Raw genomic sequence first — 16,590 nt, forward strand, 5'->3', positions numbered from 1 at the left:
TATGAAGAAAACAATATTTATATTGTCAATGATATTTGCGGTGCTCACTGCCGCAGCCCGTGTTTCGGTAGTGTCGCAGATAGACCCTATCGAGATATTGGTGGGAGAGCAGGCAACCGTAACGCTCAATGTCACGATAAAGAAAGGTCAGAAACTGATGTTTCCCGACATCCAGCCTTCCCGTTTTATTGTTCCGGGTGTAGAGGTTGTCGAGGTGTCATCGGCGGACACGTCAAGTCTTGACAATGATATGATATCGGTATCGAAAAGATATACCATAACATCGTTTGACGAGAAATTATATTATCTGCCACCAATGCAGGTTGTTGTTGACGGTAAAAAATATGTAAGCCGCAATCTTGCCCTTAAAGTGCTTACGATACCGGTGGATACGCTGCATTCAAATCAGTTCTTTCCGCCCGATGACGTGCAGAACCCGCCTTTTATGCTGAGCGAATGGCGTGGTCCGTTTTGGTTGTCGATAGCATTTGTTATATGTCTGGCAGTTATCGCATATCTTTTTGTTTGTCTCCGCAACCGTAAACCGATAATTCCGGCAGTCCGCTTTACAAAGAGAGTGCTCCCGCATAAGCGTGCTCTTGATGCCATAGACCGCATTAAGGAGAGCAAAATGTCAAATTCGGAAGACCAGAAGACATACTATACGCAGCTTACCGATACGCTCCGCAAATATATAGAAGAGCGCTTCGGCTTCAATGCCATGGAGATGACTACGACCGAGATTATTGAAAACCTGCGCCAAGCGGGCGACAGCAAGATGACAGACGAACTGAAACAACTTTTTACCACTGCCGATCTTGTTAAGTTTGCCAGACATTCGGCGCTTATCAATGAGAACGATGCCAACCTTCTGCATGCGATAGAGTTTATAAACACTACAAAAACAGATGATAACATACAAATGGAAGAACGCGTGAAACCCGCTCTTACACAGCAGCAGGTACAGAGCATGCGTGCCCGTACTGTAATAAAATATGTTCTTGTGTGTGTGTCGGTTATAGCCGTTGCTGTGATTATATATGTCGCATACCATTTATATATGTTATTGATGTAGAGCCTATGGAGTTTGCAAATAAAGAATATCTGTTCCTGCTTCTGCTGTTGATACCGTATATAGTATGGTATCTGCTATACAAGAAGAATGCCGAGCCATCCTTGCGCATGAGTGATACGTTTGCCTATCAGTATGCTCACAAAAGCTGGCGTGTGAGGATGATACACGTTCCGTTTGCATTACGTGTGATAACTTTCGTCATGCTTATACTTGTACTTGCACGTCCGCAGAGGCACAATGCGTGGAACAGCCGCAATGTAGAAGGTATAGATATCATGCTTGTCATGGATGTGTCGACAAGTATGCTTACGGAGGACCTTAAACCCAACAGAATAGAGGCTGCAAAGAATGTTGCGTCGGAATTCATATCAGGGCGTCCGGACGACAACATCGGTCTTACGATATTTGCAGGTGAAGCATTCACACAGTGTCCCATGACCACAGACCACCAGTCTCTGTTAAGTTTATTACACAATGTAAATGCGGATATTGTGCAGCGCGGACTTATAGAAGACGGAACAGCCATAGGCATGGGACTTGTAAATGCCGTGAGCCGTCTTAAAGACCGCAAGACCAAGAGCCGTGTAGTGATACTGCTTACCGACGGAAGCAATAACCGCGGTGACATATCGCCGATGACTGCTGCCGATATAGCAAGAAGTCTCGGTATAAGGGTCTATACCATTGCCGTGGGATCGAACAAGCCTGCACCTTATCCGGTGTATGTTGCCGGAACCAAACAGTATGTTAACATGCGTGTGGACATAGACCCGCAGACACTGGGACAAATAGCTTCGGTTACGGACGGTAATTTCTACCGTGCTACAAACACGGCGGAACTGAAACAGATATATAAGGATATAGATGAGCTGGAGAAAACGAAGATGAGCGTAAAGAAGTACAGAAAAAAGTATGAGGCATATCAGCCGTTTGCCATAATAGCCGTAATATCCTTGCTGCTTGAGGTGTTTATGAGAACTGTGGTTCTTAGACGTATTCCATAATAACGAAAGAAGAGATGTTCAGATTTGAAAGTCCTGCATATTTATTCCTGCTATTGCTGATACCCTTGTTGGCAACGGCATACTTTATTGCCATGCGCAACCGCATGAAAAGACTTCGTAAGTTTGGCGATATACAGCTGCTGAAGATGCTCATGCCGGATTATTCGGCATCGCGTCCCATGCTTAAATTCATACTTATGCTTGTCGCGTTGGCATTGATTGTTGTTGCGTTGGCACGTCCCCAGTTCGGTACAAAGATTACAAATGAGAAACGTAGCGGAATAGAACTTGTAATAGCCCTCGATATAAGCAACTCTATGCTTGCCGAAGACGTTACACCCTCGCGTCTTGACAAGAGTAAATTGCTGGTGGAGAACATTGTAGATAAGTTCCATAATGACAAGATAGCCCTTGTTGTCTTTGCCGGTGACGCATTTGTACAGCTCCCCATTACCAGTGACTATGTGTCTGCAAAGATGTTCATGAACAGCATCACGCCGTCGCTCATAACCACTCAGGGAACAGACATTGCAAGAGCAATAGATGTGTCACGGCACAGTTTTACAAAAGATGAGAATGTAGGGCGTGCCATAATGGTGATAACCGATGGTGAAGACCACGAGGGCGGGGCAGTAGAAGCTGCAAAGGCTGCAGCAAAAGACGGTGTTAACATATTTGTTGTCGGTGTGGGAAGCCCCGGCGGAAGTGTCATTCCCGACGGTTCGGGCGGATATATAAAGGATAATACGGGACAGACGGTGATGTCGCGTATTAATGAAGACATGTGCAAGGAGGTTGCCATGGCAGGAGGAGGCTTGTATATAAACCTTGACAATACAAGTTCTGCACGCGACAGACTCGATGCGGAGCTTGGCAAGTTGCAGAAAGGCGATGTGTCGTCTGTGATTTACAGTGAGTATGACGAACAGTTTCAGGCTTTTATCCTGTTGGCAATTGTTGTCCTTATATTGGAAATATGTTTGCTTGAGACAAAAGGAAGACTGTTTGAGAGACTGAATGTCTTCAGCAGAAAGGGGAATGCTGCAAAGATACTGCTTGCTTTATTCATGATATCCGTATCTTCTGGAGTTTCGGCACAAAGTGACAGATATGACATACGTAAGGGTAACAGACAGTACCGTATGCATGACTATGAGCAGGCGGAAGTGGAATACCGCAAGTCTGTGGCACATAATCCGAGGAATGCACAGGCTGTATATAATCTTGGCTGTGCACTGATGATGCAGCAGAAAGACTCTGCCGCCATAAAGATGTTCCTTCAGTCGGGGCAGATGGAGAAAAACAAGTTGCGCAAATCAATGTCTTTTCATAATATTGGGGCTATATTCCAGAAGAATGGTATTTATTCCAATGCGATAGAAGCTTATAAGGAGGCTTTGAGAAACAATCCGTCAAACGATGAGACGCGGTATAATCTTGTCTTGTGCAAGCGGTTGCAGAAGACAAGACCCCAGAAAAACGGCGGTGGCAACAACAGTCAGAACGACAAGAATAAGGATAATAAAAAGGACAACAAGGACAAGAGCGACGATAAAAATCAAAATAAAGAAGAAAAGCGGCAGGACAACAAGATGAGCAAGGAGAATGCCGAACGGTTGCTCGATGCTGCCATACAGAATGAGAAGAATACGCAGCAGCGTCTGAAAAAGGCGTCTGCACAGCCACGTTCACGCAGATTGCAAAAGAATTGGTAGAGACTATGATGAAAAAGAATATATTATTATATCTGTTATTGATAATATCCGTGACAACCGGTGCACAGACTCTTTCGGTCAGTGTGCCGTCGCATGTGTCGGTGGGAGAAAACTTCAGACTGTCATATACAATAAGTTCACATAATGTCAAGGACTTCCGTGTAGGCAGAATACCGCGACAATTGGAGCTGATAATCGGTCCTAACATGTCGTCACAGTCGAGTATACAGATGGTTAACGGACATGCAAGCAGCAGTTCATCCGTAACATATACATATATATTATGTGCAACGAAGAACGGTTCGTTTGTCATACCGCCGGCCTATGTCAATGTCAATGGAAAAACGGTGGCATCAAATGCTGTGAAGATAAATGTTTCGGGAACTGCGCCGAAGACCAACGGCGCACCGAGAATGCATGATGATTCGCATGGAGATCTACGCGTGGACAATTCAGGAACGGCGATTAAAGGCAGCGACTTGTTCATGAAGGTTACTGCAAACAAGAGGCGTGTGCATGAGCAAGAACCGGTATTGCTTACTTATAAGGTCTATACTTTGGTAGAGTTGACGCAACTCGAAGGAAAGATGCCCGACCTTACGGGTTTTCATACGCAGGAAGTGGAATTGCCGAGACAGAAGTCATATTCGGTGGAGCGTGTTAACGGGCGTCCATACCGCTGTGTCACATGGAGCCAGTATGTTATGTATCCGCAGATGACAGGAAAATTGGAGATACCTTCCATAATCTTTAAGGGTACAGTGATACAGCAGAACAGGAATATAGATCCTTATGAAGCCTTCTTTAACGGCGGTTCCGGATATACCGAAGTTAAACGTGCGATAAGGGCACCCGGACTTTCTGTGCAGGTAGATCCGCTGCCTTCGCGCCCGGCGGGCTTTTCCGGTGGCGTTGGAAAGTTTAACATAAGTGCACAAATAAACAAGGAAGATGTAAAATCGGGCGAAACGGTAAATATACGTGTGGTTATAGGTGGCAATGGTAACCTGAAACTTATTAAACAGCCGGAAATAAATTTCCCGAAAGACTTTGATACTTATGACGCTAAGATTACGGATAAGACGAAACTTACGGGAAATGGTGTGGAAGGTCACATGATATATGATTTTATGGCTGTGCCACGTAATACGGGCGAATATGTAATACCACCCGTTTCGTTTATATATTATGACACGGGCACAAACTCTTATAAGACGATATATACTCAGAAACTTAATCTGAAGGTTACGAAAGGTTTCGGTGCCGTAGGCGGTTCGGTATCCGATTATACAAATAATCTGAAAAACAAGGATATACGTCCGATAAAGCAGGGATATGCCAATAAGCATGCCAATAACGTGAACTTTTATGGAACCTCAACCTACTGGACGGTGCTTGGATGTCTGTTCTTGGGCTTTATTGTACTGCTGGTGGCTTTCCGCAAGCGTGCACTTGACAATGCGGATGTTGTACGTCTTCGTGGAAAACGGGCAAATAAGATTGCCATGAAACGCCTGCGTACAGCACATAGGCTTATGATAAGCGGAAATGATGCCGACTTCTATGATGAAGTGTTGCATGCACTCTGGGGATATATAGGTGACAAACTTAATATTCCGGTGGAAAAACTTTCAAGGGAGAATATAGCGGAAAAGCTGGCAGAGAAACATGTAGATGATAACACAACGGAACAGTTTATCGCAGCATTGGATGAATGTGAGTATGAGAGATATGCTCCAGGCGATGCGGTTGGAAATATGGGAAGGACATACGAGACGGCAAAAACAGCTATTGTAAATATAGAGAGTGTTATGAAATCATCGTTTAAAAGACCGAAGTGGTTTGCCGTAGTCTTACTTATGCTGTTGTTCAGCCCTGTTGCAGGTTATGGCGTTGAGAAGAACAATACTGATATAGAGTATTCAAAGGGAAACTATCAGCGTGCCATAAAGGACTATGAGGCACTGTTGCAGAAAGGACCGAGTTCGGATATATATTATAATCTTGGCAATGCCTATTATCGTACGGACAACATAACGCGTGCTGTCCTGAACTATGAGCGTGCTCTTTTGTTTTCGCCCGGTGATAAGGACATTGCCTTCAATTTGCAAATGGCGCGTTCAAAAACTATTGATAAGATAACACCTAAGTCTGAAATGTTCTTTGTTACTTGGTATCGTGCTCTTGTAAATATGATAACGGCAGACTCATGGGCTGTTGTTGCAGTTGTAAGCATAGCATTGGCACTGCTTTTTGTGCTGCTTTATCTGTTTTCGTCTTCTACACTTTATCGAAAGATAGGCTTTTTCAGCTCGCTGTCTTGTTTTTTACTGTTTGTATTGGCTAATGTCTTTGCATGGCAACAGAAGCAGTTGCTGACAAAACGCAATGGGGCAATCGTCATGTCGCAGTCGGCTGTGATAAAAAGTACGCCGTCAAAGGGAGGAAAAGATCTTTTTATCATACATGAGGGTACACGTGTGGATGTTACGGATTCCACAATGAAAGATTGGAAGAATGTTCGTCTTGCTGATGGGCGTGAAGGTTGGATACTCAGTTCCCAGATAGAGATGATATAAAAACGGGATATGCGGGAACTTTGCAACATAGACAACAGATTGCTTGAGTTTTTCAATGGAAGCGATTTGAGTATAATAGACACATTGGCGGTTACACTTACTTCGGGTGTTTTGTGGATACCGCTTTATATGTCGTTGCTTTATGTTGTCATAAAAAACAATGACACAATGTCGCAGATACTGCTTTCTGTAGGTTGTGCTTTGCTTTGTGTGATGATAACAGCCTGTGTGGGAGAACTGATTGTAAAACCTTTGGTTGGTAGATTGCGTCCATGCAATGACCCGTTGGTGAGGCTTGACATTGATATAGTAAGAGGCGTTTGCCCTAAAAGTTTCAGTTTCTTTTCATCTCATGCAGCCAATACCTTTGGGCTGGCGATATTCTTCTCATGTCTTGTTCGCAGCCGTTTGTTGACATATGCGTTGGTAGCATGGTCGTTTGTCAATTGTTGGACACGCCTTTATCTTGGCGTGCATTATTTTTCAGATGTTATCTGTGGTCTGCTGTTCGGCGGTTTAACCGGCTATTTTATTTATCTTCTTTATCGTAGGGCTTATCTACGGATGTCTGCACGTACATCTTGTGGCTGTGCAGGTGGATATACAAGTAGCGGATATGCCGTTACAGACGTGGACCTTATTATAAACGTTTTGGCTTTCACGCTGTGCTTTAGCGTGATAAGAGCTTTGATGCAATAAATATAAAATGGATACAAAACACATAAAGATCAATGACTATAACTATCTTCTGCCTGACGACAGGATTGCGAAGTTTCCCGTTAGGCAGCGTGACAGGAGTAAACTTCTTGTCTATAGAAAGGGTGATATAACCGAGGATGTTTTCTATAAAATATCAGATTATATTCCATCCGGTGCTCTTATGGTGTTCAATAATACAAAGGTTATACAGGCCCGTATGCACTTTAGGAAAGAAACCGGGGCGCTTATAGAAATATTTCTGCTTGAGCCGGTTGTACCTGCAGACTACGAACTGATGTTCCAGACAACGGGACGCTGTTCATGGCTTTGCATGATCGGCAACCTTAAGAAGTGGAAAACAGGTAATCTGAGCATTGAACTTGATATCAATGGCAAGCCTGTCATGCTTACCGCAACGCGTGGAAATGAGATAGGAACGAGTCATTGGGTTGATTTCGAATGGGACAATTCCGAAATATCTTTCTCAGAAATAATAGACAGCGCCGGCGAACTCCCCATTCCGCCGTATCTTAACCGTGACACGCAGGAGAGTGACAAGACGACTTATCAGACGGTTTATTCGAAGATAAAGGGAAGTGTCGCCGCGCCTACGGCCGGACTTCATTTCACTGACGATGTACTGAGGTCATTGGACGACTGTGGAGTTCAGCGCGATGAGATAACGTTGCATGTGGGTGCCGGAACTTTCAAGCCGGTAAAGAGCGATGAGATAGAAGGTCATGACATGCATACGGAATATATATCGGTACACCGTTCTACTCTTGAAAATCTTCTTTGTCATGGTACCGCAGCCATAGCTGTAGGTACAACGAGTGTCCGCACGCTGGAAAGTCTCTATTATATAGGAGTACATCTTGGCAGTGGTAACGAAATAACGGAAAACAGTTTTCATGTAAAGCAGTGGGAACCATATAACGGTGAATGCGATGTGACGCCGGAGGATGCCATACGTAATATTATAGCGTGGTTGGATGCCAACGGTGTGAATGTTCTCCATGGCAGTACGCAGATAATAATCGCACCCGGATATGAATATAAGATTGTAAAAATGCTGGTAACCAACTTTCATCAGCCGCAAAGTACATTGCTTCTGCTTGTAAGCGCTTTTGTTAATGGCGACTGGAGACGCATATATGACTATGCACTGAGTCACGATTTCCGCTTCTTAAGTTATGGTGACAGTTCATTATTGATACCGTAAAAAATATAAAACAATGAAAATAGGAGATAAAGTAAGGTTTCTTAGCGATACGGGAGGCGGCAAGGTCGCCGGTTTTCAAGGGAAGAATATTGTTCTGGTGGAAGACAGCGATGGCTTTCAGATACCAACGCCTATAAATGAAGTTGTGGTTGTAGAAGAAGATAATTATACAACAGGCTTTTCGGAGATGCCTGTATCTGCTGTTACGAACGATGACGAAGACTACGATCCCGCAGACCGTCCTGTAACGTTCAAGGCAAAGCCCATGGAGTATAAGGGCGGTGACAGACTTTCTGTTTATTTGGCTTTTGTTCCGGTAAACATAAAAGAAATGTCCAAGACATCGTTTGAAGCATATCTCATAAATGACAGCAACTATTATATCAGTTTTGCATATATGTCTCAGACAACCGACGGCTGGACATTGCGTGCTATGGGTGAGATAGAGCCTAATACAAAGGAGTATGTGGAGAAGTTCGGTTTTGACATGCTTGGAGATATGGAGCATGTTGCCGTTCAGTTTGTGGCATATAAACGCGACAAGTCATTTGCGATGAAGCCGGCAGTGGATGCGCGTCTGCGTATAGACGCGGTGAAGTTCTATAAGCGCCATTCTTTCACGGAAAACGATTTTTTTGATGAAGACGCCATGGTATATACGGTGATAGAGAATGATACCGTTGCACATCCGCTTGTAATCGATACAAAAAAGATTGAGGCGGAGATGATGAAAACTGTACATAGGGAAGATGCAACGAAAGGTCATGACATGCCGGCACGTAAAAGAACAAAGGACAATATTATAGTGGTGGATCTTCATGCAACAGAGTTGCTTGAGACCACTGCGGGCATGTCGTCAGGCGATATATTGAACTATCAGTTGGATGTGTTTCGTAAGACTCTTGATGAGCATCGCATGGAAAAAGGAGCAAGAATTGTTTTCATTCATGGCAAGGGAGAAGGTGTTTTGCGTAGTGCTCTCGTAAAGGAACTGCGGTATAAATATAAAAAATATCCTTTTCAGGATGCCTCTTTCCGTGAGTATGGTTACGGTGCTACACAGGTAACGATAAAATAATATCACTCGTTAATCATAAGCTGAGTGGATGTAGTAGGTGAATAATAAAGCCAACTCTGTGTCTACTGCTTGATATCTAACATATAACATTAAAAAATATAACATATACTTGTATGCAGTATGGATATATAAAAGTGGCGGCGGCTGTTCCGTCTGTAAAGGTGGCGGACTGTCTTTACAATGTCAGACAGACGGAAACACTTATAGCCCAGGCAGAGGGTAGGGGAGTGGAGATCATCGTTTTTCCTGAATTAGGCTTGACCGGATATACATGTCAGGATCTTTTCCGTCAAAATCTTTTGCTTGAACAGGCCGAGGCAGCAGTGATTATGCTGCTTGATTTTACACGCAATCTGGATATCATAAGCATTGTGGGTGTGCCGGTGTCTGTAAACAACCGTCTGCTCAACTGTGCCGTGGTAATACAAAAGGGTGATATTCTTGGTATCGTACCTAAGACATGGTTGCCCAATTACAATGAGTTTTATGAAAAGAGGTGGTTCGTATCTTCACTTGATATAAATGATACGGATATACGTTTTGCCGGCAATAAGGTTCATGTATATGCCGGTCCGGCTATATTCCGTACATGTGACGGTGTTCAGTTCGGCATAGAAATATGCGAGGACTTGTGGGCTCCTGTTCCGCCAAGCAGCCGGCTTGCCACTGCCGGTGCCGATATTATATTCAACCTTTCGGCAAGTGATGAGCTTGTAGGCAAGCATGATTATCTTAAATCATTGCTTGCCCAGCAGAGCGCCCGTACTATATCGGGCTATGTTTATAGCAGTTGCGGATTTGGAGAAAGTACGCAAGATGTTGTCTATGGCGGCAATGCTATGATATACGAGAACGGATGTATTGTGGAAGAAGGAAACCGTTTCAGTATCAAGCCGCAACTGGTGGTTTCACAGATAGATGTGGAAAAACTGCGTGGAGAGCGACGTATGAATACAACGTTTACCGGATTGCCCGATGCTGTATCTCCTGTTTTCATTGATGCACATTCTGTGGCACAGTGTGATTTCGAGTTGTTGCGCAGCGTCTCACCGCATCCTTTTATTCCTTCATCAGGAGATATGGCACACAATTGTGAGGATATATTGTCTGTACAGGCAGCAGGACTTGGCAAGAGACTTGTACATACAAAATGCCGTACAGTGGTAGTAGGCATAAGCGGTGGATTGGACAGCACGCTTGCATTGTTGATATGTGTCAGAACGTTTGACATGTTGGACATACCGCGTAAAAATATTATTGGAGTTACCATGCCCGGTTTCGGAACAACAGACAGGACATACAACAATGCTTTGAGCCTTATGGAAAGTCTGGGTGTTACAATACATGAGATAAATATTGCTGCCTCGGTTCGACAGCATTTTAGCGATATCGGTCATGATGAGGCTGTACACGATGTGACATACGAAAACAGTCAGGCACGCGAGCGTACACAGATATTGATGGATCTTGGCAATAAACTTGGCGGCATTGTGATAGGTACGGGCGACCTTTCGGAACTTGCACTTGGCTGGGCTACATACAACGGTGATCACATGAGCATGTATGGTGTCAATGCAGGTGTGCCTAAGACGCTTGTGAAATATCTTGTACGTTACATAGCAGAGCATGATGTCGACGATAAGTCAAAGGCAACGCTTATTGACATTATCGATACGCCGATAAGTCCGGAACTCATTCCGGCTGCCGATAATGGAGAGATAAAGCAGAAAACGGAAGACCTGGTGGGACCTTACGAACTGCATGACTTTTTCCTGTACCATCTTTTACGTTTCGGTTTCCGTCCTGCCAAACTGTTCATGTTGGCATGTCACGCTTTCAACGGCTCTGTCTCGGGTGCTCAGGTATACGATGATGAAACAATAAAGAAATGGCTTACAACGTTCGTGCGCCGTTTCTTCAACCAGCAGTTCAAGCGTTCGTGCCTTCCGGATGGTCCTAAGGTGGGCAGTGTTAGCCTTAGTCCGCGCGGTGACTGGCGTATGCCGAGCGATGCAGACAGCAGCATGTGGCTGAGCGAGTGTGAAAAGCTTTGATTGCCATGCAGTGTGTTTATGACATGCGCATTAATATCCACAGTGCAATATAAATAGCAAAACAGCGTTATATCATTGATGAAACTTATTGTAAAAATCGCTTTTTTTATACTGTCGGTGTCAATACTGACAGCTTGTATCGATGATGACTCATTCAGTATGTCGCCATCAAATATCCTTACATTCTCGACAGATACCGTCAGTATGGATACTGTTTTCTCACGTGTTCCGTCTTCCACCAAGAAGTTTTGGGTATACAATCGGTCGGGTGATGGTATACGCTGTGTCAATGTAAGGCAGGCAAATGGCAATCAAACCGGTTTCAGGGTTAATGTGGATGGTGTATACCTTAGTCCATCTGCCGGTTTTCAGACATCAGACGTGGAGATACGCAAGAATGACAGTATATGTGTTTTCGTTGAACTGACATCTCCTGAGAACGGACGTGAGGGACCGCAGTGGCATGAAGATGAATTGGTATTCATGTTGGAAAGCGGTGTGGAGCAGAGAGTAAATCTTTGCGCCTATACATGGGACGCCGAAATGTGGCGGGATGTAAAGATAAGTGAGGATACGCGGATAGAAAATGTAGGTAAACCTATAATTGTTTATGGAGGGCTTACTGTTGACAGTCTTGTAACGCTCGAGATAGATGCGGGAACTGTGATGTATTTTCATAATGATGCCGGTATAGATGTTTACGGTACGTTGAAGATTTCCGGTGAACCCGGTAATAATGTGGTCTTACGTTGTGATAGAACGGACAAGATGTTTGATTATCTGCCTTATGATATGGTGAGTGGAATGTGGCAAGGGATAAAATTACATTCCTCATCGTATGGCAATGAGTTTGATTATGCTGACATACATGGCACATTCGATGGCATTGTATGTGAATCTTCAGATATAGAGCGCACCAAGTTGCGACTTAATAACAGTACTGTACACAATTGTCAGGGATATGGATTGAGAACGGTTAATTGTAAGGTTGATGTGAATAACTGTCAGATAACCAATACACTTGGTGACTGTGTGTCGGTTTGTGGAGGAAGCGTGTCTCTGGTAAACTGTACAGTTGCACAGTTCTATCCTTTTGATGCAAGACGTGGTGCAGCACTCAGTTTTACCAATAGTGACGGGGATAATGATTATCCGCTTCTTCGTATGGACTGTATCAACACAATTGTAACTGGATATGCCGATGATGTTGTATTCGGATCTAATGTAGAAGACGAAACGGTTCCATATAATTACAGTTTCATAAACTGTGTGTTGAGGACAGAAAAACCGACCGAAGATAATGGGCATATTATTAATGTAATATGGGAAGGAGCCGGTAGGGATGGCAATAAAGACGACAATGCCGATGACACCATCGAAGGTGAGAAACATTTCCGCCTTGTAGACGGGGACAGACAGCGTTATGACTTTCATCTTGCAGAAGGTTCGACGGCAATAGGAAATGCCAATGCAGACTATCTTTCTCCTGTCGACCGTGACGGTATTCCGCGTGATGGACGGAACGATATAGGATGCTATGTTTTCATCAATGAAGAAGAATGATTTAGAATTTAATACCGAATTCACTGTTAATGTCATGATTTGAAGATAACATTATAAGTAGTAAACTCAATTCCGCATTTACAGATAATATATATAAGTTCAATTTAGAATATCTGCTTATTATGAAAGAGATAGTATTGAAGTCAACCTTGAGACAATATCGCCTTGATGAACTCTCTGACGGCGAACAGATATTGATACGTAAGGCTATTGAAGCTACAGACAATGCCTATGTGCCATATTCACATTTTCATGTCGGAGCAGCCTTGATGCTGGCAGACGGCACAGTCTTTATCGGTGCCAATCAGGAGAATGCAGCGTTCCCCGTTACGTTGTGTGCCGAGCGTTCCGCCATTTTTGCAGCCCAATCACAGTGCCCATCGCAACCAATAACGGCTTTAGCCATTGCTGCCCGTAACAAGGACGGGTTGTTGCATGACCCCATAACACCATGCGGATCGTGCCGTCAGGTAATACTTGAGATGGAACAACGTTACGGTCAGCCGGTCAAAATATATCTTTACGGCACGTCCGGCATATATGTGATAAACAGTGTAAAGGATATTCTTCCGTTATCATTTGTGGATGATGGAAAATTGTAGAGTCCAACTTCCGGGGCAGTTCAGTTTTAACACAGTTCCTTTTTGGTTTTGTAAAATTCCTCGTATTGCCGTGCCACCTTTATATAGTCGTGGTGTTTCCTGATGTATTCCACACTCTGTTTCTTCAGCAAAGGAATTGTTTCAGGATGTGTCACGAGTTGTTCAAGACATTTGAATACACTGTCTTGGTCGGGTGTTGCATTTACAATAGGGCGCAGTTCCTTTTCATTTATGATGTCATAGTTTTCCTTTTCACCTCCTCCTACAACTATAATTCCCTTTGACATGGCAAGCAGGGCATTCATTGCCGGAGTGTAGCTGTACAGTTGGTCAAGGATAATGTCGCTGCTGTTCATCAGTTTTTTGTATTCGTTAAACGGAACGGACTCGGTCCTTATGATTTCCACTTTGTCCGGATACTTGTCCTTAATGTCCATTGCGGCACGCAGCATGATGTCCGTTCCTTTATATTCATTGCGTGCTTTGTTTATTCCGATGAATATTCTGACGGGATATGTAAAACTGTCGGTTATGGACGGGAATTCTTGTTTTATCGGAAACGGGATGAATGTTGTCTTTTTGGGAAATGCCTGATTGTAACATACCCAGTATTCGTATAGCCCTGTTATTATTCCGTCGCAGTCTTTTGCAATATATCTGTTCAGTTTCTCCTTTGCCGTGCCCATCCAGTCCGCACGTTCCTTCATGGCATTGACATCGTTGCGCAACTCGTTTCCAAAGTTAAAGTCACTGTATCTTAAAGGTTTGTCGTTAACACATGTGTTGACCCAATACCAATCCATGCCATATCCTCCGAGAAACACTCTTCTGTTGTGTTTGCGCAGATATTTGTATATGCCGAATATCCTTTCTGCCTTTATTTCAAGAAACATGGGATTTATCAGCTGTACCACGTCATATCCTCTCAGACGGGGCAGGATGGAATATAGTTTTGCCATGTATCTCACTCCGCCAAATATGGAATAGTTTCTGACAAGTGATATGTCGCGCGGATAGTTCTTCCAGAAATCACCGTTTGAAACCACGGTGACATGATGTCCCTGTGTTCTCAGCCCTTCGGCAAGTGTTGCGTGCACATTGCTGTATTCGCCTAAAAGCAGTATATTCATCTTTCTTTCTTCATGAGTGGCAGGGCGTGCATGAGCAAGGTGATACCTAATTTGCTGTTGGTCATGCGACGAAACCATTTGTATTTCTTGGTGTAATCCTTGTCGGGCAGTGGAAACAGCCCCTTTGAATGCAGCTCATCGAGTTGCTTGTCCAGATATTGTCGGCTGTGTGTCTGCGTTATGACATTGTATATGTAGTCCATTGTGAGCTGTGCCACGCGTCGTTGCATGGCTATACGGTCGTTGTGTGGTAAACGGTCTGCCATGTCGTTCAGTCGTATTATCACCGCCTTACTGTCGTTCAGCCGTTTCAGTATGCTTCGTTTTGCCTTGTCCGATATTATCGATCCCGAACGTTTACGGTACATATATGCAATAGTGTCGGTAGGGTATACCGTTTCGGCTCTCAGCAACAGCTGTGGTGTGAACTCCTCGTCCTCATGGTATATCCCCGGTGTAAAGCGCAGTTTGCCCAGTGTGGTACGCTTCACGATATAGCTGCAAGCTGATGGGCGTATGTTGTTGTGCTGCATATATTCTGTTCCGCATACCGGTTGCACCTCGGCAAATTTTATATGTTCGGGTGTTTTGTCCGTGAATCTGAACAGTACCATGTCGGGCATGTTGTTGTATCTCACCAAGTCCAAACAGTGCTCGTAACCGGTTTGAATCAGTTTGTCATCGCCGTCAACGAACTGTAGGTACTGTCCGCTCGCCATTATTATGCCGGTGTTGCGTGCCTCACTTAAGCCCCTGTTCTTCTGACGTACATAAATGATGTCATCCCGGTAGTCGTCGAGGTCGTTTATCGCGCAAATATCCGAACCGTCGTCCACTACTATAATCTCCCTTTCCTGTTCTGACAACGACAGTGCCATGATGCTGCCGATACATTCCACTATCATCTCCGTAGGCAGGTTGTAGCATGTAATGATGAAACTTACAAGAGGTTTCTTATTGTTTTGTGTATTCTGCATAATGTTCTGACATCTGATACCTTTATTATTAATCCTTTGAGGAACATGGCGGGTTTCAGTCCTGCAAGCTCTTTAATGCCCATGTCACGGCGAGACAGCAGTATATTTCCCGTAAGATTGTATACATCCAGCTGTATGTTTACCACGTGCATGTAATATTTTACAGAGAACAGCCGTCTGTTTTCCAAAATCTTTGTATGTGCCTCAAGCAACATTCCGAGTTCTCTGCCGCCGGCATTCGAGGTGATACCTCCAGCATTGGCGTAATAAAAGTACATTCCCCTGTTTGTGGTTGCGATGGTTGTCGCCCTGTCCAGCAGCATTGGAAAAGTCCATACATCCTCGAACACCTTGCCCTCGGGGAACCTTACATCCACAAACAGACGCCTGCGGTATATCTTGTTCCATGCGTATGTGTGTGTATATGCCTCGTTTTCATGCCAATAGCGCGACATGTCGTTCGTGTACACCCTTTCCTTCGGCATTAAAACCCTTTCTTCCGGCGAACCGTAGAATATCACGGCAGGATATTCTATTATGTCATATTCAGGATGCTTCCCAAGTATTTCCATAAGATCCTTCAGTGTTTCCGGCGCCATGGTGTCGTCGCTGTCGGCAAAAGTGATATATTTTCCACGGGCAATGTCTATTCCAGTGTTCCTTGCCGCACTAAGTCCGCCGTTTGCACGGTGTATTACCTTTATGCGCCTGTCTTCTTTTGACAACTCGTCGCATATCTTTCCGCAACTGTCGGGCGAACCGTCGTCTACCAATATAATCTCATAGTCGGTGTAAGATTGTGAGGTGATGCTGTCGACGCAGCGTCTCAGTGTCTTTTCCACTCGGAATACAGGGATTATTATAGATAGTTCCATTATGCAAAAATAATAAA

General features: G+C 44.1%; 13 protein-coding genes. 10 read left to right on the forward strand and 3 right to left on the reverse strand.

Translation table 11 applies throughout. The features are described 5' to 3' along the window. The first annotated feature begins 1 nt into the window (after position 1). The 10 genes from HPS54_RS04280 to cdd all read left to right on the forward strand — a co-directional run bounded on the left by HPS54_RS04280 (position 2) and on the right by cdd (position 13,591). On the forward strand, positions 2 to 1,075 hold the full coding sequence (locus HPS54_RS04280) for a BatD family protein (RefSeq protein WP_172344235.1): 1,074 nt from the start codon (positions 2 to 4) through the stop codon (positions 1,073 to 1,075). A 5-nt stretch (positions 1,076 to 1,080) separates the two neighbouring features. After that, the gene (locus HPS54_RS04285) at positions 1,081 to 2,079 is read left to right on the forward strand and encodes a vWA domain-containing protein (protein ID WP_172344236.1); all 999 of its coding nucleotides are present in this window, start codon (positions 1,081 to 1,083) and stop codon (positions 2,077 to 2,079) included. A 14-nt stretch (positions 2,080 to 2,093) separates the two neighbouring features. Then, the gene (locus HPS54_RS04290) at positions 2,094 to 3,794 is read left to right on the forward strand and encodes a VWA domain-containing protein (protein WP_172344237.1); all 1,701 of its coding nucleotides are present in this window, start codon (positions 2,094 to 2,096) and stop codon (positions 3,792 to 3,794) included. Positions 3,795 to 3,802: 8 nt separating this feature from the next. Next, positions 3,803 to 6,373, forward strand: a complete 2,571-nt coding sequence (locus HPS54_RS04295; RefSeq protein WP_420907311.1) for a BatD family protein — start codon at positions 3,803 to 3,805, stop codon at positions 6,371 to 6,373. A gap of 9 nt (positions 6,374 to 6,382) precedes the next feature. Then, positions 6,383 to 7,072, forward strand: a complete 690-nt coding sequence (locus HPS54_RS04300; RefSeq protein ID WP_172344239.1) for a phosphatase PAP2 family protein — start codon at positions 6,383 to 6,385, stop codon at positions 7,070 to 7,072. Between the two features lie 7 nt (positions 7,073 to 7,079). Further along, positions 7,080 to 8,294: an S-adenosylmethionine:tRNA ribosyltransferase-isomerase gene (locus HPS54_RS04305; protein WP_172344240.1), complete on the forward strand. Its 1,215-nt coding sequence runs from the start codon at positions 7,080 to 7,082 to the stop codon at positions 8,292 to 8,294. A gap of 13 nt (positions 8,295 to 8,307) precedes the next feature. Continuing rightward, positions 8,308 to 9,372 (forward strand): DUF2027 domain-containing protein, encoded by a 1,065-nt coding sequence (locus HPS54_RS04310; protein ID WP_172344241.1) that lies wholly within the window; start codon positions 8,308 to 8,310, stop codon positions 9,370 to 9,372. Between the two features lie 113 nt (positions 9,373 to 9,485). Beyond that, positions 9,486 to 11,426, forward strand: a complete 1,941-nt coding sequence (locus HPS54_RS04315; protein WP_172344242.1) for an NAD(+) synthase — start codon at positions 9,486 to 9,488, stop codon at positions 11,424 to 11,426. A gap of 78 nt (positions 11,427 to 11,504) precedes the next feature. After that, positions 11,505 to 12,989 carry a right-handed parallel beta-helix repeat-containing protein gene (locus tag HPS54_RS04320; protein ID WP_172344243.1) on the forward strand — a complete coding sequence of 495 codons (1,485 nt, stop codon included), beginning with the start codon at positions 11,505 to 11,507 and terminating at the stop codon, positions 12,987 to 12,989. A 122-nt stretch (positions 12,990 to 13,111) separates the two neighbouring features. Then, positions 13,112 to 13,591, forward strand: a complete 480-nt coding sequence (gene cdd, locus HPS54_RS04325) for a cytidine deaminase (protein WP_172344244.1) — start codon at positions 13,112 to 13,114, stop codon at positions 13,589 to 13,591. Between the two features lie 26 nt (positions 13,592 to 13,617). On the opposite strand, the gene HPS54_RS04330 is transcribed toward cdd, so the two are convergent. From HPS54_RS04330 to HPS54_RS04340, 3 genes are read right to left on the reverse strand one after another with little or no spacing between them, the layout of a single operon-like run. After that, on the reverse strand, positions 13,618 to 14,721 hold the full coding sequence (locus tag HPS54_RS04330; protein WP_172344245.1) for a glycosyltransferase family protein: 1,104 nt from the start codon (positions 14,719 to 14,721) through the stop codon (positions 13,618 to 13,620). Beyond that, positions 14,718 to 15,698 (reverse strand): glycosyltransferase family 2 protein, encoded by a 981-nt coding sequence (locus HPS54_RS04335; protein WP_172344246.1) that lies wholly within the window; start codon positions 15,696 to 15,698, stop codon positions 14,718 to 14,720. The genes HPS54_RS04330 and HPS54_RS04335 overlap by 4 nt, the downstream gene beginning before the upstream one ends. Further along, positions 15,662 to 16,573: a glycosyltransferase family 2 protein gene (locus tag HPS54_RS04340; RefSeq protein ID WP_172344247.1), complete on the reverse strand. Its 912-nt coding sequence runs from the start codon at positions 16,571 to 16,573 to the stop codon at positions 15,662 to 15,664. The genes HPS54_RS04335 and HPS54_RS04340 overlap by 37 nt, the downstream gene beginning before the upstream one ends. Positions 16,574 to 16,590 lie beyond the last annotated feature (17 nt).

Source organism: Xylanibacter caecicola (genome assembly GCF_013166515.1).
Classification (GTDB): Bacteria; Bacteroidota; Bacteroidia; order Bacteroidales; family Bacteroidaceae; genus Prevotella; species Prevotella caecicola.

What these genes read in the sequence shown, in the direction of transcription:
- HPS54_RS04280 (WP_172344235.1), top strand. Translation starts at nt 2, where the DNA reads ATGAAGAAAACAATATTTATATTGTCAATGATATTTGCGGTGCTCACT.
- HPS54_RS04285 (WP_172344236.1), top strand. Translation starts at nt 1,081, where the DNA reads ATGGAGTTTGCAAATAAAGAATATCTGTTCCTGCTTCTGCTGTTGATA.
- HPS54_RS04290 (WP_172344237.1), top strand. Translation starts at nt 2,094, where the DNA reads ATGTTCAGATTTGAAAGTCCTGCATATTTATTCCTGCTATTGCTGATA.
- HPS54_RS04295 (WP_420907311.1), top strand. Translation starts at nt 3,803, where the DNA reads ATGAAAAAGAATATATTATTATATCTGTTATTGATAATATCCGTGACA.
- HPS54_RS04300 (WP_172344239.1), top strand. Translation starts at nt 6,383, where the DNA reads ATGCGGGAACTTTGCAACATAGACAACAGATTGCTTGAGTTTTTCAAT.
- HPS54_RS04305 (WP_172344240.1), top strand. Translation starts at nt 7,080, where the DNA reads ATGGATACAAAACACATAAAGATCAATGACTATAACTATCTTCTGCCT.
- HPS54_RS04310 (WP_172344241.1), top strand. Translation starts at nt 8,308, where the DNA reads ATGAAAATAGGAGATAAAGTAAGGTTTCTTAGCGATACGGGAGGCGGC.
- HPS54_RS04315 (WP_172344242.1), top strand. Translation starts at nt 9,486, where the DNA reads ATGCAGTATGGATATATAAAAGTGGCGGCGGCTGTTCCGTCTGTAAAG.
- HPS54_RS04320 (WP_172344243.1), top strand. Translation starts at nt 11,505, where the DNA reads ATGAAACTTATTGTAAAAATCGCTTTTTTTATACTGTCGGTGTCAATA.
- cdd (WP_172344244.1), top strand. Translation starts at nt 13,112, where the DNA reads ATGAAAGAGATAGTATTGAAGTCAACCTTGAGACAATATCGCCTTGAT.
- HPS54_RS04330 (WP_172344245.1), bottom strand. Translation starts at nt 14,721, where the DNA reads ATGAATATACTGCTTTTAGGCGAATACAGCAATGTGCACGCAACACTT.
- HPS54_RS04335 (WP_172344246.1), bottom strand. Translation starts at nt 15,698, where the DNA reads ATGCAGAATACACAAAACAATAAGAAACCTCTTGTAAGTTTCATCATT.
- HPS54_RS04340 (WP_172344247.1), bottom strand. Translation starts at nt 16,573, where the DNA reads ATGGAACTATCTATAATAATCCCTGTATTCCGAGTGGAAAAGACACTG.